The sequence below is a fragment of the Bifidobacterium pseudolongum subsp. globosum genome, assembly GCF_004155535.1.
GTDB lineage: Bacteria > Actinomycetota > Actinomycetes > Actinomycetales > Bifidobacteriaceae > Bifidobacterium > Bifidobacterium pseudolongum_C.
Genome location: NZ_RYUH01000004.1, coordinates 14,659 through 37,482 on the forward strand (window position 1 = coordinate 14,659; position 22,824 = coordinate 37,482).

General features: G+C 62.7%; 16 protein-coding genes. 6 read left to right on the top strand and 10 right to left on the bottom strand.

What is annotated here, in order from left to right:
* Positions 1-10: 10 nt before the first annotated feature.
* The 8 genes from PG2093B_RS00640 to PG2093B_RS00675 all read right to left on the bottom strand — a co-directional run bounded on the left by PG2093B_RS00640 (position 11) and on the right by PG2093B_RS00675 (position 9,289).
* Positions 11-841, bottom strand: a complete 831-nt coding sequence (locus PG2093B_RS00640) for an ABC transporter ATP-binding protein (protein WP_101398182.1) — start codon at positions 839-841, stop codon at positions 11-13.
* Positions 838-3,015 (bottom strand): dipeptide/oligopeptide/nickel ABC transporter permease/ATP-binding protein, encoded by a 2,178-nt coding sequence (locus PG2093B_RS00645; protein ID WP_242502759.1) that lies wholly within the window; start codon positions 3,013-3,015, stop codon positions 838-840. Before PG2093B_RS00645 ends, PG2093B_RS00640 begins: the two co-directional genes overlap by 4 nt.
* Positions 3,016-3,020: 5 nt before the next feature.
* Positions 3,021-3,977, bottom strand: coding sequence for an ABC transporter permease (locus PG2093B_RS00650; RefSeq protein ID WP_101398183.1), 957 nt, complete (start codon positions 3,975-3,977; stop codon positions 3,021-3,023).
* 38 nt (positions 3,978-4,015) lie between these two features.
* Positions 4,016-5,563 (bottom strand): ABC transporter substrate-binding protein, encoded by a 1,548-nt coding sequence (locus tag PG2093B_RS00655; RefSeq protein WP_129896698.1) that lies wholly within the window; start codon positions 5,561-5,563, stop codon positions 4,016-4,018.
* Positions 5,564-5,843: 280 nt separating this feature from the next.
* Positions 5,844-6,668: an alpha/beta hydrolase gene (locus tag PG2093B_RS00660; RefSeq protein ID WP_129896699.1), complete on the bottom strand. Its 825-nt coding sequence runs from the start codon at positions 6,666-6,668 to the stop codon at positions 5,844-5,846.
* A 24-nt stretch (positions 6,669-6,692) separates the two neighbouring features.
* Positions 6,693-7,379 (bottom strand): N-acetylmannosamine-6-phosphate 2-epimerase, encoded by a 687-nt coding sequence (locus tag PG2093B_RS00665; RefSeq protein WP_129896700.1) that lies wholly within the window; start codon positions 7,377-7,379, stop codon positions 6,693-6,695.
* Between the two features lie 9 nt (positions 7,380-7,388).
* Positions 7,389-8,348: an ROK family protein gene (locus PG2093B_RS00670; RefSeq protein WP_129896701.1), complete on the bottom strand. Its 960-nt coding sequence runs from the start codon at positions 8,346-8,348 to the stop codon at positions 7,389-7,391.
* Positions 8,348-9,289, bottom strand: coding sequence for a DUF4862 family protein (locus PG2093B_RS00675; protein WP_129896702.1), 942 nt, complete (start codon positions 9,287-9,289; stop codon positions 8,348-8,350). Before PG2093B_RS00675 ends, PG2093B_RS00670 begins: the two co-directional genes overlap by 1 nt.
* A gap of 238 nt (positions 9,290-9,527) precedes the next feature.
* Between PG2093B_RS00675 and PG2093B_RS00680 the strand changes: the two genes are divergently transcribed.
* On the top strand, positions 9,528-10,316 hold the full coding sequence (locus PG2093B_RS00680; RefSeq protein ID WP_242502760.1) for a FadR/GntR family transcriptional regulator: 789 nt from the start codon (positions 9,528-9,530) through the stop codon (positions 10,314-10,316).
* Positions 10,317-10,331: 15 nt separating this feature from the next.
* Here the strand turns inward: PG2093B_RS00680 and PG2093B_RS00685 are convergent, their stop codons facing one another.
* Complete coding sequence (locus PG2093B_RS00685) at positions 10,332-12,083, bottom strand: sialate O-acetylesterase (RefSeq protein WP_129896704.1); 1,752 nt, start codon at positions 12,081-12,083, stop codon at positions 10,332-10,334.
* 53 nt (positions 12,084-12,136) lie between these two features.
* The gene (locus PG2093B_RS00690) at positions 12,137-13,240 is read right to left on the bottom strand and encodes a GDSL-type esterase/lipase family protein (protein WP_129896705.1); all 1,104 of its coding nucleotides are present in this window, start codon (positions 13,238-13,240) and stop codon (positions 12,137-12,139) included.
* Between the two features lie 271 nt (positions 13,241-13,511).
* Here PG2093B_RS00690 and PG2093B_RS00695 point away from each other — a divergent pair, with 271 nt between their 5' ends.
* The 5 genes from PG2093B_RS00695 to PG2093B_RS00715 all read left to right on the top strand — a co-directional run bounded on the left by PG2093B_RS00695 (position 13,512) and on the right by PG2093B_RS00715 (position 22,660).
* Positions 13,512-14,894, top strand: a complete 1,383-nt coding sequence (locus PG2093B_RS00695) for a GH1 family beta-glucosidase (RefSeq protein WP_129896706.1) — start codon at positions 13,512-13,514, stop codon at positions 14,892-14,894.
* Positions 14,895-15,843: 949 nt separating this feature from the next.
* On the top strand, positions 15,844-17,220 hold the full coding sequence (locus tag PG2093B_RS00700; RefSeq protein WP_129896707.1) for an ABC transporter substrate-binding protein: 1,377 nt from the start codon (positions 15,844-15,846) through the stop codon (positions 17,218-17,220).
* Positions 17,221-17,784: 564 nt separating this feature from the next.
* Positions 17,785-18,861, top strand: a complete 1,077-nt coding sequence (locus PG2093B_RS00705; protein ID WP_129896708.1) for a carbohydrate ABC transporter permease — start codon at positions 17,785-17,787, stop codon at positions 18,859-18,861.
* The gene (locus PG2093B_RS00710; RefSeq protein WP_242502761.1) at positions 18,858-19,799 is read left to right on the top strand and encodes a carbohydrate ABC transporter permease; all 942 of its coding nucleotides are present in this window, start codon (positions 18,858-18,860) and stop codon (positions 19,797-19,799) included. The genes PG2093B_RS00705 and PG2093B_RS00710 overlap by 4 nt, the downstream gene beginning before the upstream one ends.
* Positions 19,800-19,954: 155 nt before the next feature.
* Positions 19,955-22,660: a glycoside hydrolase family 2 protein gene (locus PG2093B_RS00715; protein ID WP_129896709.1), complete on the top strand. Its 2,706-nt coding sequence runs from the start codon at positions 19,955-19,957 to the stop codon at positions 22,658-22,660.
* The last annotated feature ends 164 nt before the right edge of the window (positions 22,661-22,824 follow it).

Here is a 22,824-nt window from a genome sequence, read left to right on the forward strand (position 1 = left end):
TTGTGGTCGGTCAGGCTATCGGTGCGCATTCCGCCGCTGTCGGATGCAGCAGCGATGGCGCTGCGCCGAGCAGAAGGCGCGTATAGGGGTCCTGCGGATTGTTCAGCACTTGCTTTGCCTCCCCATGTTCCACGATTGTGCCGTGGTTCATCACGATGATCTCGTCGGAGACATATCGCACGGTTTGGATGTCGTGGCTGATGAAGACCATCGAGAGGCCGAGCTCCTTCTTGAGGTCGGAAAGCAGGTTCAGGATCTGAGCGCGGACCGAGACGTCCAGAGCGGATGTGGGTTCGTCGGCGATGATCGCGTCGGGCTTGAGCGAAAGCGCTCGGGCGATGGCCACGCGTTGCCTCTGTCCGCCGGAAAGCTGACCGGGAAGGGCGTTGAGCGCGGATTTCGGCAGGCCCACCATGTCGATGAGCTCATAGGCGCGGCGAATGCGTTCTTCTTTATTGCCCAAGCTGTGCACGATGAGCGGGTCCATGAGCTGATCCTGCACGCTCATACGGGCATTGAGTGCGGTCGCCGGGTCCTGGAACACGACGGAGACGACGCGGCCGATGCGCATGCGGTCCTTGGCGTTGCGGTGGGTCACATCCTGCCCTTTGAACATCACGTGGCCGGAAGTGACGGTCTGCAATCCGCACATCACATTCGCGGTAGTGGACTTGCCGCAGCCGGATTCGCCAACGATGCCGATTGTGCGGCCAGGCATGAGCTTCAGACTCACATGGTCCACGGCCTTGACCTTCTTCGGGCGGAAGATGGAACCGGCGCGGGTCTTGAATTCGACTTCGACGTCTTTGAGCTCGATGATGGGGGTGACTGGGGTGTTCATCGTGCTTCCTCCTTGGTGGTGGCACGAACCGGCTTGGGCTCCGTGGGTGTTGGGGTCGGTGTTGCGGATGCCTGGAATTTAGCGGCGGCACGGGCGATCACCTGTTCGCTGTCGACGAGCGCATCGTAACCGTCCAAGGTCTCCTCGATGGAGTCGTCGACTTCGGGGTAGGTTCGATCAATGCCGTCGTCTTTGTCGAGGTCATCAGGGTGCACTGCGTAGTAATGCAGGGTGCCGGGCACTTGCTTCATCACAGGGCGCACGTCCAGACTGCGGGTCGGGTGTGACGAGCGCGGTGCGAAGCGGTCGCCCTTGGGGAAGTCGGCGGGGCTGGGCACGGTGCCGGGCACTTGGTGCAGGCGTCCGGAGCCGGCTTCGATTGAGGTGACGGACCCCAGCAGGCCGCGCGTGTACTCGTGGTGGGGGTCGGTGAGGATCTCGGTTGTGGACCCTTGCTCGACTACCTGTCCCGCGTACATGACCGTGATCGAGTGGGCGACCTTGGCCACGAGCGCAAGGTCATGGCTCACGAAGATCATGGCGAAACCGAGCTTTTCACGCAGGTCGTTGAGCAGGTCGATCACCTGCTTCTGCACCGTCACGTCGAGTGCGGTCGTCGGTTCGTCCGCGATGATGAGCTTCGGGTCGCGTGTGAGGGCCATCGCGATCAGCACGCGCTGGCGCTGGCCACCGGAGAGCTCGTGCGGGTACGATTCGAGCACACGCTGCGGGTCAAGGCCCACGAGCTCAAGGAGTTCCTCGGCCGTGCGGGTGCCGCCGCGGGAGATGAGCTGCTTCATCTGCGCCTTGATGAGCATCGACGGGTTGAGCGAGGAGAGCGCGTCCTGGTAGATCATGGCGATCTCGTGGCCGCGCAAGGCGTTGTACCGCTTTTGGCTGATGCCGACGATGTTCTCGCCTTCAAACAGGATCTCACCACTGATTTGCGCCTTCGGGTCCAGCAGGCCCATGATCGCAAGCGAGGTGATCGACTTGCCGCAGCCGGATTCGCCCACAAGGCCCATCGTTTCGCCGGGGCGCACCGCGAAGTTCAGGTGGTCCACCACGTTCACATCGCCGTGGCGCGGGAACTTGATGCACAGGTCCTTCACCTCGATGACCGGCTCGGCGGTGCTGTGTGGGGTCAGACGGTCGGTGCGCTTCGCCTCGGCCTCCTTGAGGGCCATGAGCGAGGCCTCGAGCGTTTCGGCCTGGGCGGCATAGGCGGCCACCGGATCCACGAGGATGCGGTCCTCTTCGCGCTTGAGGTCCTTCTCGTTCTCGTTCTGCTCGATTGGGGCGGTCGGGGCCGCCACCATCGCATCGGTGATGCCTTCGGACAGGATGTTGAGGCACAGCACGGTGAGCATGATCGCCAGACCCGGGAAGAGCGCCTGCCACCAGAACCCGTAGATGACTCCTTCCTTCGCGGAGGAGAGGATGTTGCCCCAGGTGGGCGTGGGCTCGGGAATGCCGGCGTTGATGAATGAGAGCGAAGCCTCGAACACAATCGCGTCGGCCACCGAAAGCGTGGTGAACACCATGACCGGGGCGGCGATGTTGCGCGTGACGTGCTTGATGAGCAGCCACGGGGCGCGTGCGCCGCTCACAATGCCGGCGCGCACATAATCCTTGCCGTATTCGCTGATGATATTGGCGCGGACGATGCGTGCGATCTGCGGCACGTAGAGGATGCCGATCGAGATGACGATGCCGATCATCGACTGTCCCAGGATCGACACGAACACGGCGGCCAGCGCGATGCCCGGGATGGACATGATGATGTCGATGCAGCGCATGATCACTTCAGAGATCCATGTGCGTGACACGGCGGCCACTGCGCCGATCAGCGCGCCGGCGATCAACGCGAAGGCGATGGACGATAGGCCGATGACGAGCGAGTATCGCGCGCCGTAGAGCACCCGGGAGAGCACGTCGCGCCCCAGATTGTCGGTGCCGAATGGATGGTCACCCGAGGGAGTGCGGTAGTTGAGTGTGATCTCGCTGGGGTCATGTGGGGCAATGAGCGGGGCGAACACCGCACATACGATGAGCGCGAGGATGAAGATGACGGAGATCTTGGTGCCGATTGACATCTTGGGCCAGCGCTTGAGCACCAGTTTGCCATTGGCTTTGTCGACGTTCTTTGCGGAGAGGGTCTTGCTGAACAACATGGTGATCACACATTCCTGATTCGTGGGTTGATAAGGACATAGAGCAGATCAACGACGATGTTGATGATGATGAAGGCGAGGGCCACAACAAGCACGACACCTTGCACGAGCATCGGCTGGTTGTTGTTGATGCCGTCGAACATCGCGGTGCCCATGCCTGGGAGTGCGAAGATGACCTCGATGACGATGGCGCCGCCCATGAGGTAACCGATCTTCATGCCGAGCACGGTGACCGGGGTGATGAGCGCATTGCGCAGCACATTGCGGGCGATGACGACGGGTTTCGGGATGCCGGCGCCCAAAGCGGTGCGCACATAGTCCTTGTCGAGCTCCTCAACCATCGATGTGCGGATGATGCGGGTCATCGAACCTGCCACCGGCATCGCCAGGGCGAAGCACGGCATGGCCATGCGGCGCATATACTCTCCGGGGTTCTGCGTGAACGGTACAAGGTCGCCTGCGCCGGGGAGCCAGTCGAGCTTGATCTGCAGGAAGTAGATGAGCAGCACGCCGAGCCAGAAGCATGGGGTGGCGATCTCGATGATCGAGATGACGCGAATCGCCTGGTCGACCCACGTGTCGCGGTAGAGGGCAGCCAGCACACCGAACACCACGGAAATCACCAAGGCGATGGCCAGACCGATGAACGTGAGCTGGAGGGTCAACGGGAACGAGGTGGCGATGCGCTCGGCAACCGAGTCCTTGTTCACGCCGTACACGCCAAGCTTGCCTTGGAACATGCCGCCGATGTATGACCAGAATTGCTGCCACCACGGGCGGTCGTAGCCCATTTCGTGGCGGAAGGCTTCCAAGGCCTGTGGGGTGGCGCTTTCGCCGAGTGCGGCGACGGCCGGATCGTACTTGGAGAACGACATCAGGAAGAAGACGAGCAAGGTGACGCCGAAGGCCATGAATGGGAGGGCGATGATGCGCTTGCCCAGGATTCGCAGGAGATTGTTCATGAGATGCTCCTTGGATGTGAATGGACCAGGGGTTGCGGTCAGTGGTTGAGTTTGGCTTGCAGCAGGTCAAGGCCGGTGGTGCCGATGGCTTCGGTCTTGGAGAAGACGCCTTTTTTGAAGGCGGTGGTGGTCTTGCGGTGGAAGAGCGGGTAGATCGGAACCTGTTCGGACAGCAGGTCGAAGCACTGGCCCCAGTAATCCTGCCGTTCGTTGTCGCTTGGGGCGGCGATGGCCTTGTCCATGAGTTCGTGGAGCTGCTTGTAGCCGTCGGAGCCATACCAGAACGTGCGCTGATGGGTCCAGGTGTTGTCGCCGTAGAACCAGTTCATCAGCAGGTCGGCGTCATTGCCGAACACCGAGGGGTCGCCTGCGACGAGTGCCATGGAGAAGTCGGCGTCATCGCGATCGGTGATATTCGGGTAGAGGGCGGACGAGGCCATCGACTGCAGGTCCACGTCCATGCCGATTTCGGCCAGGTTGTTCTTGATCTGCGGAGCGAGTTGCGTGATCCACGATTGATCGGTGGAGTACAGCGTGAACTTGATGGGTGTTTGGACGCCGGCTTCCTTGAGCAGTTGCTTGGCTTTGCCCACATTGTGTTCGAACACTGTGGACGCCTTGTGGTATGCGGGGTATTCTTCGATCAGGTAGCTTGTGGTGGGTGTGGCTTGGCCGGCCATCTGGTTGTCGATCAGTTGCTTGGCGTCGATCGCATAGAACACGGCCTGACGCACACGCGGATCGTCGAAGGGCTTCTGCTTCGTGTTGAACATGATGTACGGGGCGTTGAACGATTGCACCGTCTTGAGCTCGGCCTTCTTCTGCAGCACGTCGAACGCGAGGGTGGGCACGAGCTCCATGACATCGACTTTACCGGTCTGCATTGCGGTGACGCGCGCCGTGTCGTCGACTGCGACATTCCAGACCATGTTCTTGCACTGTGCCGGGTAATCGCCGTTGTAGAGGTCGTTCTTCACGAACGTGACCTTTTGATCGGTGATGTTGGCGTACTTCCACGGGCCGGAGCCGATGGGCTGCGCAGTGAGCTCGTCATTGCTCATCGATGCCGGCGCGACCTTGATGAGTGCGAGGCGTTCCTTGAACGCGGGGAATGGGTATTTGAGGTTGAACGTGACTTCCTGGTCGTTTTTCGCTTCAACGGAATCGATGAAGCTGATCATGGGGGAGTACAGGCCGCCCTCTTTGTTGGAGCGCTCGTATGATTTCACCACATCATTCGCCGTGACCGGTTTCCCGTCGGAGAACTTCGCGCCATCGCGCAACGATACGGTGTATTCGGTGTCGGAAACCTTGACCGGCTCACCCTTGGCGAGCGCGTTGTACATCGAATAGTCGGAGTAGTTGAATGCGTAGAGCGGTTCGACGACGTACCAGTTGGCGGCCATGGTCATTGCGCTCGATGTTGAGTTGGGGTTGAAGTCTCGGCTGGCGTATGCCACTTCCGCCGTGATGGTGTCTGGAACCGAGGGGCCGGTGGCGTTCTGTGTGTTGCCGCAGCCACTCAACGCGAAGGTCGAGATCACGGCGACCGCCGTGGCCTTCGTCAATAGCCTTGTTCTTTTCATTGCTGTCCTTACTGCTTGGAGGGTTATACCTGCTTGGAGTGGTAACTCGCAATGCTTTGATGAAACGAGGTGTTTCGAAGCTGATTAAATCGTAAGACATCAGACATCTGATTGCAATTCAGCGCTCTGCGGAAAATCACCTCTCATCCACATGACATATAGGAAAAACCGCAGGATTTCAAGCCGAAACTTTCCATCACTGCGGTTTTCCCTTGGAATCTCTGCGATTCTCAGGCCCGTCGTTCCGTATTACGTTGGCGTTACTGCCGGTTTCGTGGGGTTACAGCGCCTGCGCCTCCTGCGTGCGACTGTCGAGCCATCGCCGGAACAGCTCGGGCCAGGCCTGCACGCATTCCTCCACGCCGGAGCCATCGGCGTACATGGATTCCACGGTCCCCAGACTCACCCCATGCCTGCCTGACGGGAACAGATGCGCCTCGACACTCACGCCCGCGCGCCGGAGCGCGGCGATGAGCAGCAGGCTGTTCTCTATGGGAACGGTGGAATCGGTGAGGGTGTGGAACAGGAACGTCGGTGGAAAATCAGGGGTGACGCGCGTCTCGATCGACACATGGGCGAGTGCGTTGCGGTCGGTGCTGCGGTCGCCGAGCAGTCGGTCGAAACTCGGGCGGTGCGCGAACTCGCCGGAGGAAATCACCGGGTATCCGAGCAGGAGCCCGTTGGGCCGGATCTGCCCGGCATCGAAGCCGTACTGTTCGGGCATTTCCGTGCTCCAACTGGCGCCCAGACTGGCGGTTAAATGGCCTCCGGCGGAAAATCCCGCCACGAACAGCTGGTCAGGGTCGATATGCCAGTCTTCGGCGTTTGCGCGTATGGTGGCCATCGCTTGCGCCAACTCAAGCAGGGCGGTGGGGTAGTGGGCCGGATAGGTCGAGTAGCGCAGCACGCACGTTTGGTACCCATAGGCGAGCATGCGGACCGCGATGGGTTCCGCTTCACGGTCGGATGTCTCCAGATAGCCGCCTCCGGGCACGACGATGATGCATGGGCGTGTGCGGTGCGCGTCAATTTCGGACGAATTGTCGAGCAGATAGCAATCGAGCGCGGCATTCGCTTCGCCCATGGGAATGTGCAGCAGGTTCATCGTTCCTCCTTTGGGCCCTGTGCGCTATTGCGCGTCTGGCGAGGGCAGGGCGTCGCGGAACCAGCCAGTGATCGAGGTCGGGTGGGTGATCGCCGTGCCCACAACGGCCGCCCAGGCGCCGAGCTCCATGACCTCACCCAACTGGGCGGGCGTGTGGATGCGGCCTTCGCAGATCACCGGCACATCGGGGAATTCCTGCACCATGGCGCTGAGCAATTCGAGGTCGGGGCCATCGGTTTTCGCGCGTTCCCCCATGTAGCCGGCGAGTGTCGTGGAGATGATGTCCGTCCCCGCGTCGACCGCCTGGCGAGCGTCCGCGAGACTGCCGCAGTCGGCCATGACGATGACGCCGTCGTCGTGCAGTGCGGCCACGGTCTCAGCGTAGGTGCGGCCGTCGGGGCGCGGGCGGCGCGTGGCGTCGAGCGCGACGATGTCCGCTCCCGCATTGGCACAGCAACGGGCGTGGCGCAATGTGGGCGTGATGTAGACGCCTTCGTCGCCTTCTTTCCAAATGCCGATCACGGGCACTTTCACTTGGCCTTTGATCGCTGCGATGTCGGCCAATCCCTGACAGCGGATGCCGCGCGCGCCGCCGATTTCCGCCGCCATTGCCATTTGGGCCATGGTCTCCGGGTGGCGCATCGGTTCGCCGGGGTAAGCCTGGCAGCTCACGATGAGGCCGCCTTTGAGTTGTTCGATGATATGGTGCATGGGTTCCTCCTAGTGATGATTGTGCAGGTGTTGGCGAGCGGCTACGGCCGCGCCGATGAGTGGCGCATTGCCGCCGAGCACGCCTTCGACGAGCGGGATTATGCGGGTGAGTTGTAGTGCGCTGTCTTCGAATCCGGCGCGCAACGCCTTCCACCACACTGCCCCGGCGTTCGTGACGGATCCTGAGACGACGATGACGTCGGGGTCGATCAGATTTGCGGCGCCGCCCAATGCTTCGCCGAGCGCGCGGCCCGCTTCGGTGAGCACGCTGATCGCAAGCGGTTCGCCGGCTTCGGCCAGTTCGCACACGTCACGTCCGTTCGCGATGGTCGTTGTGGCGTCCCCGCACCGCATGGCATACAGTGTGGCCAGTCCGGTGCCGGAGGCCACCGGCTCGATGTGGCCGCAGGCCGTGCCGCAGGAACATGGCACGCCGCGCCCGAGGGGGTGCATGACGTGCCCGATGTGGCCCGCCACGTCGTGTGCGCCGAAAACCGGCTGACCGTCCACGATGAGCGCGCCGCCAATGCCGGTGCCTACGCCCACGGAAAGCACGCGGGAGTAGCCGACGCCTGCCCCATAGTGCGCTTCGCCCAAACCGTGGGCCACGACGTCGTTCACGACGGTCACGGGCGCCGCCTGCACCTTGTGCAGCGCGTCGGCAAGGCGTTGGCCGTTCCAGCCGGGAATGAGGTCGGTCGACGACACGATTATGCCCTGTGCGCTGTCCACCACGCCCGCCGAGCCGACGCCGATGGCGTCGACCGCCCCCAGTTCCGCAAGCTGGCTTGAGGCAAGGTCCACAAGCCGCTGCAGCACCGCCGGGCCGCCTTCGGTGGCGTTCGTGGGCACCGAGGTGATTTGCGGCGCGCCGTCGGCACGCGTGCCGTCGGCGGCGAACGTGACCATGCCGGACGCGATTTTCGTGCCGCCCAGGTCAAAGGCGAGGATATGCATGTCGCTGGCCATCACACCGCCCTCCCCATCACGCCGAAGCGTTCCAGATCGCTCGCTTCGCGGATGCGCGCCAGCCGGTCCATGCGGGCGGGCAGGGAGTCCGAGGCGGGTACGCAGACTTTCGCGCCAAGATAGGCAAGCGTGGGACACTCCAGCGCGCATTGCACGCAGGAGGCTATGCGCTCGGCGTTCATAAGCGACGCCGGCTCATCGGGCCACATGGGCAGATGGCCGTCCGCCCAGACGCCTCCGAATTCGGTTGCTTGGCCGGAAGCTCCGGAGAACATGAGCCCTGTGAGCACGCCGGCGGCCGCGGCCTTGCGCACATGCGCTTCAGGGGCGGCCGGATCGCGCGCTTCCAAGCAGCTGCGGCCCCAATTGATCGTCAACCCGATTCCGGTCGAATCGCACACGTTGATCTCTTCGTCAAGGGGAAGGAAACCCTTTTCCGGTGGTTGTCCTTTGACACAGGCGTCGCAATGTTCAATCACCAGTGCTGTGCCACACCAGTCCCATGTGAGCAGTTCCTCCACGGATTGCCGCATCGCCGCGGCGTCCGCGCGCGAGGTGGGGGCTGAGTGGATTTCAAGATAAGCCACATCGTTGGATCCGCGGGAATCCGCGAAATCCGCAATCGCATCATGGGCGTGACGCGCGAATGCAAGCGCCGCCCTGCGTCCGTCGGGGTCGGGGCTCGCCAAGCCGAAGTCGGCATCGGCGCCCACGCGTTGCATTGTTCCCGGGATGAGTGTGACTGTGTTGTGCTTCCAATGTTCCGGGATGTTCCGCGCGAGAACACCACGCGTTGCAGGGTCGGCAAGATCGCCGGGGTATGGCAGTTCCGCCCCATCGATCCACACTTGCTCGCCAAGCAACGCATAATACAGGGATTGTTCGTCGCGGTCGGCCGGCAGTGAGGCGTAGGCGCCGACAATGTAGTGTGGACTGGCCATCGCTCCTCCTTCGGTGATGTGAACCATTCAAAATTCATCAGACAACAGATGACCTTGAGCATTATTATGCACTTCGAATATCAATGTACGCTGAAAGAAGAGTCGAGGTCAGACAACATACATGTGATATGATGTCTGACAAGAGTCGCTGAATCGCTACAGGGATTGTATGGGATGGCGACTGCGAAGGTGAAGCTGCACCAAACGACATACGACGTAGGCAGGGATTGCAATGACGATGACTATCGACGATATTCAGTCTCGTATCGTATCGATTGGCGCTCCGGTCGATACCGCACAGACAGCACAGCGCGCGGCGGTCGCCCAGGCATCGAGCCGATGCGAGGTGGCCATGGACGCCATCAAATCGTATATCATCCGCAAAGGGCTCAAGTCGGGAGAGCCGCTGCCCAACGAAGCGACATTGTGCGACGAGCTTGGGGTGTCACGCTCATCGGTGCGTGAGGCGATCCGCAAGCTTGAGGCGTTGCGCATCGTTTCGGTGGCGCATGGCAAAGGCATGTTCGTGGGCGACATGTCGCTCGAACCGCTTGTGGAAACACTGAGCTTCCGTGCGATGACAGACGGCAAAAACGATCTTTCGAACCTGCTTGACGTGATCGAAGTGCGGCGCATCCTCGACCTCGGCGCAGCGGGGGCCGTGTGCGCGGCGATGCGCGGCACTGACCAACCTCGCCTGCTTGAGCTCACGGACCGCATGATGGAGGCGGCTCGCCAAGGCCAGCAGTTCATGGATGACGACATCGAATTCCATTCGATCCTGCTGCGCTCGGCCGGTAACCAGGTGCTGTCGCAGCTGGCGAACAGCATGTGGCTCGTGCACATGGCGATCTTGCCGCAACTCGACCTTTCGGTGAGTGACGACCTTGTACGTAGCGCGCAGGCGCACCGTGACATGGCCGTCACCGCGATGGATGGCGATCTGGATGGCTACCGGGCTGCCGTCATCGAGCATTATGCGCCGATCACCAGCATCGTCGAGACATATCTTGCCCAGCAGGCCTAGCCGCTAAGCCGCGCACTACTCCGCGTACGGCAGCGCCGGCAGTTCGGCGCCGTTGAACAGCGGCGCTGGCCCCCAGCTCTTCCACGCATACCGCACGGCGGTGGGGGAGTCGACCTGCGGCGCCTCGACGCGCACCGTCACGCGCTCGCCGCCGCCGGGCAGGATCCGCGCGCCCGCGTCCGTATACACACCATCCGCGCCGGCGACTTCGAACCCGGATTCGCCGGCACCGCGCGCGCCGCTCTCGCCGGCCGCCGCGCGCATGGTGTCGGGCGTCGTGCCGCGCCAGTGCAGGCCGCGCGCGTTGGTGAACGTCACGTCGAGCGCGCCGCCCACCGCCGGCGCAACGCCCGCCACGCGTGGGCTTTCCGCTTCGATATCCGCACGCCCGTACACCCCGCGCAACGCCATGTCCGCGATGCGCGTGCCGACGGTCGTCTTGTCGAGCGGGTGGATGTTGTCGAACTCGCCGCAGTCCATCGTGCACACGAGCAGCACGTCGTCGAGCGTCTCGCTCGCGTCGAGCTGCGCCGCGCGGATGATGGGCCAGTGGCGCGGGTCCTCGCCGCGCGCGGCCACCTGCCCGTCGATCCACTGCGGTAGCTGCACCACGATGAACGGCAGCGCATTCGCCCCGGCGTCGGCCTGATACCCGACCGCCGGCTCCGCATACCCGGCCAGATTCCACAACGTGCGCCATTCCTCGATGAGCAGGCCGAGCAGCTCACGGTACGATTCGCACTGCGCCTCGTCTTCCTCGCCCTGGTACCAGAGGAATCCGCGCAATGTGTACGGCGCCACGCGGCGCACCATCGCCTCGTACGGCGCGCTCACCCGGCGCTCGGAGAACGTCGTGACCGGCGGCGGCCACGGGCATGGGCCGATTTCCGCGTCGATCTGCGGCTGGGTGATGCCGGGATGGGCTTCTTTCATCGCCGCCACGTTGTTGTTCCACTGGTCGAACACCGTCTGCCACTCGTCCGCCTCGGCGCGCATCTGTTCCTCGGTTTTGCCGGCGATGGCCGCCTCGTACCGCTCGACGTAGGGGCGGCCGGCGTCGGAGCCGATCAGTGTGGCACGGCTCATCCAGCTGGTGATCGATGTGCCGCCGATGTAGCAGTCGATGATGCCGACGGCCACATCCGCGCCAAGCTGTGCGCGCAACCGCGCCCCGAAATGGTAGGCGATGGCGGACATGCCGGCGACTTGCGGCGCGAGCGCAGGCTCCCAGCCGGATGCCGCCTCGGCCGACTCGTCGACGCGCCCGGCCTTGGGCGTGTTGTAGAAGCGCAGGAGTGGGTCATTCGCCGCGGCGATTTCCTCGGCACCGTGTTCGCTCGTGTGCAACTCGAGCTCCATATTGCTTTGGCCGCCGGCAAGCCAGACCTCGCCGATCATCACATCCGCGAACTCCAGCCGGTTTGTTTCATGTGAAACACGCAGCGTGTATGGTCCGTTTGCCGGCAGTGCGGGAAGGATCGCGAGCCACGGAGCCTCGGTCTCGTGCTCGCCGTATGCCTGCGCCACGGCCATCGTCTGCGCGACGGTCACACCTTGGTCATCCATCAGGTCGACCACCACACGCCCGCCGGCCGGCGCCGTGCCGAACACGGCGGCCGGCGTCTCGCGCTGCAGCACCATATGGTCGCTGAACACGGCGGCCACACGCAGCGAGCCGTTGCGTGTGCGGTCCGCCGCGCCGCTCGCGCGCGCCCCGCCGTCCGTGACCCCGCTCGCCCCCGGCGCGATTCCCGTCACTGTGACCATGCTGTTGCTCCTCCGCTCCCTTAATCTCAGTAATTTCAACGCTTACGCGCGCGTCACCGCTCCCACAGCTCCGCGCCGAACGACTCGAAATATGCGCACAGTTCGCGCGCCATCTCCTCGTCTTCGGCGATGCGCGGGTGGCCGGGCGTGCCCGTCCCCGCGCGCGAATACGCGAAATGCGTGACCTGCGGGTCGTTGCACTCCGCCACCACTTCGTCAATCGCACGGTCCCAATTCGCGTCATGCTCAAGCACCGTCGTGGTGCACACGATGTGCGCGTCGGGGTATTGCGCGCGCAGTGCGTGGATGAAGTCGGCATACCGCGCGCGCCAATGCGACGCGGTCTCGCCGGTGTAGTCGCGCGCCATGAAGTCGTCGGGGTGCGAATCGTTCTGTCCGAGCGCGATGACGACGACGTGCGGGTCGTAGTCGTGGAAATCCCACATGATCGGCTCGCTGATTGCGGGATTGTACGCCGCGCGGTTCCAGATGCTCTCCATGCCGATGTAGTCAGGCGCGTTGAACCAGCCGATGCCGTCGAGCAGCGGTGCGCCGCCCTGCGCGATGATGCGCAGGTCCGCGCCGAGCTTGCGGGCGGCGATCGCGCCGTATGAATACCACGAGTTGCTGTAGCCCGACAGGTCCACGTCCGGGTCGGCCTTGCCCGTGTACAGCACGGCCTCGTTGCGCTCGCCGCAGCTCACCGAATCGCCGTAGATCTCGATGCGGCGCTCGCTCGGCGCCTGCGCGGGCGCACTGACGCGCGCGTCACCATCCACAAGCACGCCGGCGAATTCCAGATAGTGCATGCCGCCGTCCTGGCGTTTGAAAACCGCGGCTTCGTGCTCGATCAGCGGCAGATGGTCGGCGATTGTGAGCGTGAGCATGCCGGTTTCGGGGTTTTCGGTGCAGTTCGCGGGCATGTCCGGCTCGGCGGGGCTGGGGATGCGCACACTGTACTGTGTGTTGTCGATGATCACGCCGAGGCGAATATCGCCGTAATTCCAATGGTTGCGCAGGCGCACGGCGAGCGTGCGGCCGGTGAATCGGAAGCGGGCCTGCGTGTACGGGTAGACCCACAGCTGGCCGCCGTCTGCGGTGGCTGTGATGCGGCCTTGTGTGCGCAATGACTCGTCTGAGGCGGAGATGAACTGCATGACACTCCTTTGTGTGTGGCTGTGCGCGCGGGTTTCGCGCGTGCCGGGCACTGTCGATTATCGGCGATAACCGTACGTGTGTCCACCGGTATCGATGATAGCGAAGCCGTCCGGCGCGACATGCTGAAGCGCTACAGTATTTGGAATAGTTGTGGTTTGTTGATAATCTCTTCAACAAGGCAAGCGCAGGCAATGGTTGCCGGGCTATCGCACACTCACCCCAGCTGCACGGACATAACCGCATGCGGCGCCAACTAGAAAGGAATCGGCAATGACGATGATCTTCCCCAAGGGATTCATGTTCGGCACGGCCACCGCGGCGTATCAGATCGAAGGCGCGGCGGCGGAGGGTGGCCGTACGCCGTCGATCTGGGACACGTTCTCGCACACCGGCCACACGTTGAACGGCGACAGCGGCGATGTGGCCGACGATTTCTACCATCGTTGGGAAGACGACCTCAAGCTGCTGCGCGACCTGGGTGTGAACGCCTACCGCTTCTCGATCGGCATCCCGCGCGTCATCCCCACGCCGGACGGCAAGCCGAACCAGGAAGGCCTCGATTTCTACAGCAGGATCGTCGACCGCCTGCTCGAATACGGCATCGCGCCTATCGTGACGCTCTACCACTGGGACCTGCCGCAGTACATGGCGTCGGAAGACGGCCGTGAGGGCGGCTGGCTCGAGCGCGAGACGGCGTACAAAATCGCCGATTACGCCGGCATTGTGGCCAAGTGCCTGGGCGACCGCGTGCACACGTACACGACGCTCAACGAGCCGTGGTGCGCCACGTACCTGAGCTACGGCGGCACCGAGCAGGCGCCGGGCCTGGGCGCAGGCCCGCTCGCGTTCTGCACGGTGCACCACATCAACCTCGCGCATGGCCTCATGTGCCAGGCCGTGCGCGCCGAGGCGGGCGGCAAGCCCGAACTCTCCGTCACGTGCAATCTGCAGGTCTGCCGTGGCGACGCGGACGCCGTGCACCGCCTCGACCTGATCGCGAACCGCGCGTTCCTCGACCCGATGCTGCGCGGGCGCTACCCGCAGGAGCTCTTCGCGATCACGAAGGGCATCTGCGACTGGGACTTCATCCGCGACGGCGACCTCGCGCTGATCAACCAGCCGATTGATGTGCTCGGCCTCAACTACTACTCGACGAACCTCGTCAAGATGAGCGACCGGCCACAGTTTCCGCAGAGCACCGGGGCGTCCACGACGCCCGGCGCGAGCGACGTCGACTGGCTGCCGACGCCCGGCCCGCACACCGAGATGGGGTGGAACATCGACCCGGACGCGCTGTATGAGACGCTTGTGCGGCTCAACGACAACTACCCGGGCATGCCGCTTGTGGTGACCGAGAACGGCATGGCGTGCCCCGACAAGGTGGAAGTGGGCCCTGACGGCGTGAAGATGGTGCACGACAACGACCGCATCGACTATCTGCGCCGACACCTTGAGGCGGTGTACCGCGCGATCGAGGAGGGCACCGATGTGCGTGGATACTTCGCGTGGTCGCTGATGGACAACTTCGAATGGGCCTTCGGCTACAGCAAGCGCTTCGGCCTGACCTACGTGGACTACGAGTCGCAGGAGCGCATCAAGAAAGACAGCTTCGAGTGGTACCGCCGCTTCATCGCCGACCATAGCGCGCGCTGAAGCGCACTCGTAACCCTCAAACGGCTGTTTCCGGCTTTTCGCTGGAAACAGCCGTTGTTGTGTCTGGGGCATCTTCGGGCATAGAGGAACTAAAACGTGTTGTTCATCCTGTCGGGAACACGTTGTGGCAGTGGGCGCACCGGCGTGCCATGCCCGGTGCGCCCATACATGGCCATGTGCGGCTGGCATGACATGGCCATGTATGGTTGGCATGTCGTCGAACCCACGGGATGCGCATACGTGGCAGTCATGCGATCTGCGCTGCTGGGCGACGAACCTCTGAGCGCCCCCCGACGAAAGTCATATCCGGGGCCGCTGAGGATGACAACCGTCTGTACCTGTCCGAAAAAACGGAAGGGTACCGATTTTTCAGACAGATGCTCCTCGTAACTGTCCGAAATCACGGTGCGGCACCGATTTTTCAGACAGATGCGCCTCGCCAAGGAAAAGCACGCATGTCAATGGGCGTCCCCAATGCGGGCAGGCCGGTGCGCTTGCTGCCACAACATGGTGCTGGCAGGATAGACGACACGCTTGGTTCCTATACGCCCATCTTCGTGGTCCTCTATATATGAAGTGGACAGGTGCGCTGTGCATCGGCGGCACATTGAGACACGCCGAATGCGTGAAGCGCTTAATGCTTTTTTGGCTACAACGTGAAGGCGGAGTTGACGGTAGGGGAAGGTGGTCGATGCGGTGTCTGCAAGTGATAATCGTTGCAAACATTGGGAAATCGGTTGTATTGATGATAACGCTTGCATAGCATTTGAGCTGTGCTGACCACGCCTAGACACGACGGAACTACTTAAGCGCTTGACAAATTGTAAGAAGTCGGATATATTGATTCCATCGTTCATCTCAGGCAGGCAGAGAAGCCTGGAGGTGATCACGGCTCACAGTTGAGCGGGGATTCGGCGACGAAGCCCGGAAGCTAAGGAAGGATAACAGAATGAACGTCAAGAAGATTGCGGCGGCCGGCATTGCGGCGGCATGTCTGATCAGTGTGGCGGCATGCGGCGGCAACGGCTCCGCTGACTCCAACAACAAGTCCGGCGTCACGTACCTGGAGATCAAGCTCGGCGAGACCGGAAAGGATCTCAAGGCCGAGATCACGTTCTTCAACGGCCGTACCGACATGGGCCTCGCCTCGTACCCGGGCAAGAACTGGGAGTCCTACATGAAGGACTTCAACGAGATGTACCCGGGCATCAAGGTCAAGGTGCAGACCGATTCGAACTACGCCGATTCCGCGCTCACCCGCCTGCAGGCGAACAATGATTCGTGGGATGTCATGATGATCCCGGCGGTCGACCGCTCCGAATTCTCGAACTACTTCGTCTCCTACGGCGCCACCGAAGACATGGACAAGGAGATCAAGCTAGCCAACGAGAAGGCATACGACGGCCAGACCTACGGCATCGCCACCGACGGCCAGACCTCCGGCGTCGTCTACAATGTCAAGGTGTTCAAGGACGCCGGCGTCACCGAACTGCCGAAGACCCCCGAGGAGTTCCAGGCCGCGCTCAAGAAGGTCAAGGAGAACACCAAGGCCATCCCGCTGTACACCAACTTCGCCGAGGCTTGGGCCATGGGCGCATGGGACGCCTACATCGGCGGCAACGCGACCGGCGACCCGAAGTTCATGAACCAGGTCATGCCGCACGACAAGACCCCGTTCAAGAAGGACGACAAGGCCCCCGACACCCACCCGTACGCCGTCTACAAGACGCTGTACGACGCGGTGGCCAATGGCTACACCGAAGAGGACTACTCCACGACTGACTGGGAATCCTCGAAGGGCCGCATCAACAACGGCGAGATCGCCACGATGGTGCTTGGCGCCTGGGCCGTGCCGCAGATGAAGCAGGCCGGCGACCACCCGGATGACGTGCAGTACATGCCGTTCCCGATCACCGTTGGCGGCAAGCAGTACGCCACGATGGCCGGCAACTACTCGATGGGCATCAACAAGAACTCCGACGCGGACCGCCAGCAGGCCGCGATGATCTTCGTCAAGTGGATGACCGAGAAGTCGGGCTACGCCAAGAACGAAGGCGGCATCCCGATCGTCAAGAGCGATGACTCGCTGCCGGACACCTACGAGCACTTCAAGGACGTCGAACTGATCGTCGACGACCCGGCGAAGGAAGGCGAAGAGGACCTCTTCGCGGACATCAACTCCGACTCCGAGCTCGGCATCAACAACGGCAACGGCAAGAAGATCCAGGACATCGTGACCGACGCCGCCAACAAGTCCAAGACCATCGACCAGATCATGGGCGAATGGGACGAGAAGTGGGGCGCCGCTGTCGAGTCCGAAAGCTGATCTGACGCGCCAGTTACGCCCTGGCGCAAGCAAGTCCTCCATCTCACCTCCTTTCCTCTAGCACGGTGCCGGCCCCTCGCACGAGGGGCCGGCACCGTTCGTATATGTGTGCGATCGGGCGAAATGCCGTGGATTGGCGTCATACGGCGGCTGTACATTATGCGCTTAAGTATTGCGGTGCGGGGGGAGGAAAGGGGTGTGCGATGCGGAAAACGGCTAGAAGCGGCCATTTTTCAAGCGTTATTAGGTCGTGGAAGGGGAGGTGCCTGGAATGTGCATAAGGCGCACCTCACGCCAGGGGATCGAAATTAAGTTGGACCCAGTATGTTGGACCAAGTCAATGAATAGCGACAATCGTTGGAATTGTGCGGTTTACGCGCGCGACACGACGCAACTTAAGCGCTTGACAAACTGGAATCACGGCGATATATTATGTGACATCACTTATCACAGGCAGGCAGAGAAGCCTGAGGTGGGTACCCGCTTCGGATTCACGGTTGAATCCCCAGCGGGGCCGCGAACCTACAGCATTCGCGGTTGGATAAGGAAGGAACAGAGACCATCATGACTACCTCACAACCGGCTGTGAGCACCGCCGAGGCGGTTCCGTTCAACAAGCAGCCCCGCGATTGGAAGAAGATCGGCATCATCGTCCTCTTCTGCGCGCTCCCCATTGCCTTGCTCGTTGTGTTCACGTACCTGCCGTTCTTCCAGATGTGCGGGTACAGCTTCTACAAGATGAAGTACATCGGCACACCGAAGTTCATCGGATTCAAGAACTACACCGACATCTTCACCCGCCCGGACCTGCTCGCCACGCTCAAGCTCTCGCTGTACTACATGGTCGGCGCGCTGATCCAGGTGGCCCTCGCGCTCTACCTGGCCACCGTGCTCGCCTTCAAGGTCAAGGGCGGCAGCTTCTTCAAGGGCGCCATATTCTTCCCCTACCTGATCAACGGCATCGCCATCGGCTTCATCTTCAAGTTCTTCTACACCCGCGGCTACGTGCTCGACTCGGTGCTCCAGTGGTGCGGGTTCAGCCTCGACAACCTGCCGTACTGGCTGCGTGACCAGAAGGTGAACAACTGGTCGCTCGTGGCGTCCTCGGTGTGGAGGTACCTGGGCCAGACGATGATCCTCTTCATCGGCGCGATCATGTCGATCGACGGCTCGCTCTACGAGGCTGCGGAGATCGACGGCGCCAACAAGTGGCAGCAGTTCAAGCACATCATCCTGCCGGGCATCCAGACGATCCTCGTGCTCAACATCATCCTCTCGATCACCGGTTCGCTCTCCGCGTTCGAGGCCCCGTACGTCATCACCTCGGGCGCCAACGGCACCGGCACCTTCTTCGTGCAGATGGACAAGATCGCGCACTCCGACCAGAAGGTCGGCCTCGCCTCCGCAATGGCCGTGGTGCTGCTCGTGATCATCATGATCTGCGCGCTTCTGCAGAAGATCATCATGAACTACCTGTTCCGTGACGCGGACGACGGCACCGCCAAGGCACGCAAGCACGCCCAGAAGGTCGAAAAGGCCCGCAAGAAGGCCATGCGCCAGCAGAACAAGGTCGCGGTCGGCGCCGCCCCGCTCTTCAAGAACGGTTCGAGCGCCAAGACGGAAACGGCGGTGGAATCATGAGCAGCGCAACCGTCAACGCCAGCAACAACATGACCCCCATGCACAGCGAACCAGAGAAAGGAATCGCCATGGAAACCCAGGTGAAGAAGGTCAGCCCGCTGTACCACGTGCGCCGTGGGATCCTCGTCTTCCTTAAGTACTTCAGCCTCGTCTTCATCACGTTCTGCATCCTGCTTCCCCTCGTCTCATGCGTGTGGACGGCTGCGAAGACGGACGCGGAGTACAAGACCGGCAATGTGATGGCCATGCCGCACAACTGGTTCAACTTCAGCAACTACGCTGAGGCGTTCAAGCTGTCGAACATGGCCGTGGCGTTCCGCAACAGCTTCATCGTGCTGGTGTGCGTCTGCTTCATGACCACGATCATCGGCACCCAGCTCGCCTATGTGCTCAGCCGCTTCCAGTTCCCCGGCAACGCGTTCATCCGCGGCGCGTTCACGATCGCGGCACTGCTCCCCGGCATCGCGATGCAGGTGGCGGTCTACAAGATCATGGGCTCGCTCGGCATGATCAACTCCCTGTGGGGCTACATCATCATGTCGATGGGCACGGATGTCATCTCGATCTACATCTTCATCCAATACTTCGAGAACCTGCCCATATCACTTGATGAGGCGGCGATGATCGACGGCGCCAGCTATTTCACGATTTACGGGCGCATCCTGCTCCCGCTGCTCAAGCCGGCGATTGTGACCGCGCTGATCCTCAAGGGCGTCGGCATCTACAACGAGTACTATGCCGCGAACCTGTACCTGCAAGACAAGCAGAAACTCGGCACGGTCGCCATCTCGCTCTACGCCTTCACCGGCCCGCAAGGCAGCAAATACAACCTGATCTGCGCCGGCGTGATCGTGACGCTGTTGCCCGCCCTGATCCTCTTCCTGATCTTCCAGAAGCAGATCTACAACGGCGTCGCCGCAGGCGCGGTCAAGGAGTAATCCGCACACAGCAACAACACGTTCCTTTCCCCTTCCTCACCATCAGGAGCTGCGCCGATCGAATGATGGTCGGCGTGGCTCCACCCATTCCCCATTCATCTGGTCCGCCGCACCGCGACGTAGAGGCCCGCGCAGACCCCAACAAGGAGGACACCATGACCCACACCCCATCCACTTTCGCCCCGCTGCACAGCGGCTGGACGCTCACCGCGATGAACCCGGAAGTCGCTCCGGCCGAGCTGCGCGACCGGCTCACCGAGGGCATCTCCGCGACGGTGCCGGGCGAGGCCGCGCTCGACCTGCTCAACGCCGGCCTGATCGACGACCCGTTCGACGGTGACAACGAGACCAAGCAGCAGTGGATCGGCGACGTCGACTGGCGCTTCACGTGCCGCTTCGATTGGCATGACGACGGCGCGGACCGCCACGACCTGGTGGCGTACGGCCTCGACACCGTGGCCACGATTGAGCTCAACGGCGACCCGGTGGCGCAGACCGAGAACTGCCACCGCAGCTACCGCTTCGACATCAACAGCCTGCTCCATGACGGCGCGAACGAACTGACCATCACGTTCATGTCCCCCGTGCGCTATTCCGACCAGGCCGAGCAGCGCCGCGGCTACTACCCGCACACCGAGCACCACGCGTTCAACCAGATCCGCAAGCCGAGCTACACCTTCGGTTGGGACTGGGGCATCGATGTGGCGAACGCCGGCATCTGGCGCGAAATCGGCATCGACTCGTGGTCGGGCGTGCGCCTCGCCGAGGTGCGTCCGCTCGTCGACGTCTCGGCGGACGGCACCGGCATCCTCAACGTGCACGTGATGGTGGAGCGCGCCGGCAAGGGCCGCATCATGAGCCCGATGGACGCGCACGGCCAGCAGACGCCCGTGCCCGTGCACGTGACGCTCGAAGGCTACGGCACGATGCTCGAAGCCGACGGTTCCGTGGACCAGGGCCGCAACGAGACGACGATCACGATCGCCGTGCCCGAAGCGAAGCTCTGGTGGCCTGTCGGCTACGGCGACCAGCCGCTCTACGCGGTCTCGGTCAAGGCCGGCGCCGACCTGCAGGCCGAATGGGACGGCCGCATCGGCTTCCGCACCACGCATGTCGACACGTGCGCCGACGAGGTGGGCCGCCCGTTCCAGATCTACGTGAACGACGTGCCGGTGCACGCGCACGGCTACAACTGGATTCCCGACGACGCCTTCATCTCGCGCATCTCGAAGCGCGATTACGAGCGCGGCATCCGCGACCTGGCGGAGGCCAACGCGAACATGGTGCGCATCTGGGGCGGCGGCATCTACGAAGACGACGTGTTCTACGACCTGTGCGACGAGCACGGCATCATGGTGTGGCATGACTTCATGCTCGCGTGCGCCGCGTACCCGGAAGACGCCGAGACGAAGGAAGAGGTGGAGGCCGAGGCCCGCGAGCAGATCATCCGCCTGAGCCCGCACCCGAGCCTGATTGTGTGGAACGGCTCGAACGAGAACTACGTCGCATACGCCGAATGGGGCGGCTACAAGCAGGCCCTGCGCGACGACGACCGCAAGCCGAACGACTACGGCTACGGCGAAAAGCCGTGGGGCGACTACTACTACTCCGAGCTCTTCCCGCAACTGCTCGCCGATCTGGACCCGACGCACGTGTACCTGCCGAGCTCGCCGATGAGCTTCACGCGCTTCACCAACGCGAACTGGGACACCGACGGCACCATGCATATCTGGGACGCGTGGAACCGCGCCGACTACACCGTGTACGCCGACTACACGCCGCGCTTCGCCGACGAATTCGGATATCAGGCGCCGCCCGCGTGGAGCACGCTCGTCGGAGTCGTGCATGACGAGAAGCTCGAGCCCTTCGGCGACCAGATGCTCGTGCACCAGAAGGCCTCCGGCGGCAACTACAAGCTCGCGCGCGGCATGCGCGGGCACATCACGCCGGGCAACCTCAACGACGTGAGCTTCGGCGGTGTGGTGAATGGCACGCCGAAGGACGGCGAACACAGCTGGCTCATCCCCGCCGACGATTGGGCGGACATCGAGGATTGGCACTGGGCGTGCCAGTTGCAGCAGGCACAGGCGATGCGCTTCGGTGTGGAGCACATGCGCTCGCTCGAACCGGTGAACGCCGGCGCGCTCATCTGGCAGCTCAATGACGACTGGCCGGTCGTCTCGTGGGCGGCGGTCGACTTCAACGGCCACCGCAAGCCGGTCTGGTACGCGTCGCGTGACTTCTTCGCGCCGCGTCTGGCCGCGATCCAGCCGCGCACAAGCGAGGAATACCGCGAGACCCACAGCTGGGAAGGCGTCAAGACCGGAACCGACCACCTCGAGCTGATTGTGTTGAACGACACCCGTGAGCCGTGGACCGGCTCATGGACCGTGGAGCGCCGTACGCTCGCCGGCGATGTGCTCGCCACGCAGCGGATCGACGGCGTGACGATCGGCGCGCCCGGCCATCGCGGCTTCCCGCTCGACGAGGCCGTCGCGACATTCGGCGATCCGGCGAACGAGCTCATCGTGGCCACGCCATCCGACAGCGCGTTCCCGCGCGTCATCCTCAACGGTGCGGAGATCATCGACCAGCGGCTCGCCGCACCGGTGGACGCGTTCAGCGCCACTGCCGAGCGCACCGCGGACGGCGTGGAGCTGACCGTCACCGCGCGCGGGTATGTGCGCGACCTGTTCTGCATGGTCGACAAGGTGGATCCCGGCGCACGGGTCGAAGAAGGCATGGTCAGCCTGCTGCCAGGTGAGACGGTGACCCTGCACATCGCGACCGACCACACCGGCGACCCGGCCGATTTCGCCGCGGCGAACGTGCTGCGCACGGCGAACGACCTCAAGCGGTGAGTGCAGGGGTCCGGCGGTTGTGGCAGCCGCCGGGCCTTTTGCCCACTTTGCCCATGCATGCCGCGTTCGGCTCGCAGCGTGCATGCATGGTGCCGGCGTACGATGGTGTTAAGCGATTCATTCGTACAGCTCAAACGTACAGCATATGACTTAAGTTAGTTAAG

Excerpts from the sequence above, each read along its gene's own strand:
- PG2093B_RS00640 (WP_101398182.1), bottom strand. The coding sequence starts at position 841 with ATGAACACCCCAGTCACCCCCATCATCGAGCTCAAAGACGTCGAAGTC.
- PG2093B_RS00645 (WP_242502759.1), bottom strand. The coding sequence starts at position 3,015 with ATGTTGTTCAGCAAGACCCTCTCCGCAAAGAACGTCGACAAAGCCAAT.
- PG2093B_RS00650 (WP_101398183.1), bottom strand. The coding sequence starts at position 3,977 with ATGAACAATCTCCTGCGAATCCTGGGCAAGCGCATCATCGCCCTCCCA.
- PG2093B_RS00655 (WP_129896698.1), bottom strand. The coding sequence starts at position 5,563 with ATGAAAAGAACAAGGCTATTGACGAAGGCCACGGCGGTCGCCGTGATC.
- PG2093B_RS00660 (WP_129896699.1), bottom strand. The coding sequence starts at position 6,668 with ATGAACCTGCTGCACATTCCCATGGGCGAAGCGAATGCCGCGCTCGAT.
- PG2093B_RS00665 (WP_129896700.1), bottom strand. The coding sequence starts at position 7,379 with ATGCACCATATCATCGAACAACTCAAAGGCGGCCTCATCGTGAGCTGC.
- PG2093B_RS00670 (WP_129896701.1), bottom strand. The coding sequence starts at position 8,348 with ATGGCCAGCGACATGCATATCCTCGCCTTTGACCTGGGCGGCACGAAA.
- PG2093B_RS00675 (WP_129896702.1), bottom strand. The coding sequence starts at position 9,289 with ATGGCCAGTCCACACTACATTGTCGGCGCCTACGCCTCACTGCCGGCC.
- PG2093B_RS00680 (WP_242502760.1), top strand. The coding sequence starts at position 9,528 with ATGACTATCGACGATATTCAGTCTCGTATCGTATCGATTGGCGCTCCG.
- PG2093B_RS00685 (WP_129896704.1), bottom strand. The coding sequence starts at position 12,083 with ATGGTCACAGTGACGGGAATCGCGCCGGGGGCGAGCGGGGTCACGGAC.
- PG2093B_RS00690 (WP_129896705.1), bottom strand. The coding sequence starts at position 13,240 with ATGCAGTTCATCTCCGCCTCAGACGAGTCATTGCGCACACAAGGCCGC.
- PG2093B_RS00695 (WP_129896706.1), top strand. The coding sequence starts at position 13,512 with ATGACGATGATCTTCCCCAAGGGATTCATGTTCGGCACGGCCACCGCG.
- PG2093B_RS00700 (WP_129896707.1), top strand. The coding sequence starts at position 15,844 with ATGAACGTCAAGAAGATTGCGGCGGCCGGCATTGCGGCGGCATGTCTG.
- PG2093B_RS00705 (WP_129896708.1), top strand. The coding sequence starts at position 17,785 with ATGACTACCTCACAACCGGCTGTGAGCACCGCCGAGGCGGTTCCGTTC.
- PG2093B_RS00710 (WP_242502761.1), top strand. The coding sequence starts at position 18,858 with ATGAGCAGCGCAACCGTCAACGCCAGCAACAACATGACCCCCATGCAC.
- PG2093B_RS00715 (WP_129896709.1), top strand. The coding sequence starts at position 19,955 with ATGACCCACACCCCATCCACTTTCGCCCCGCTGCACAGCGGCTGGACG.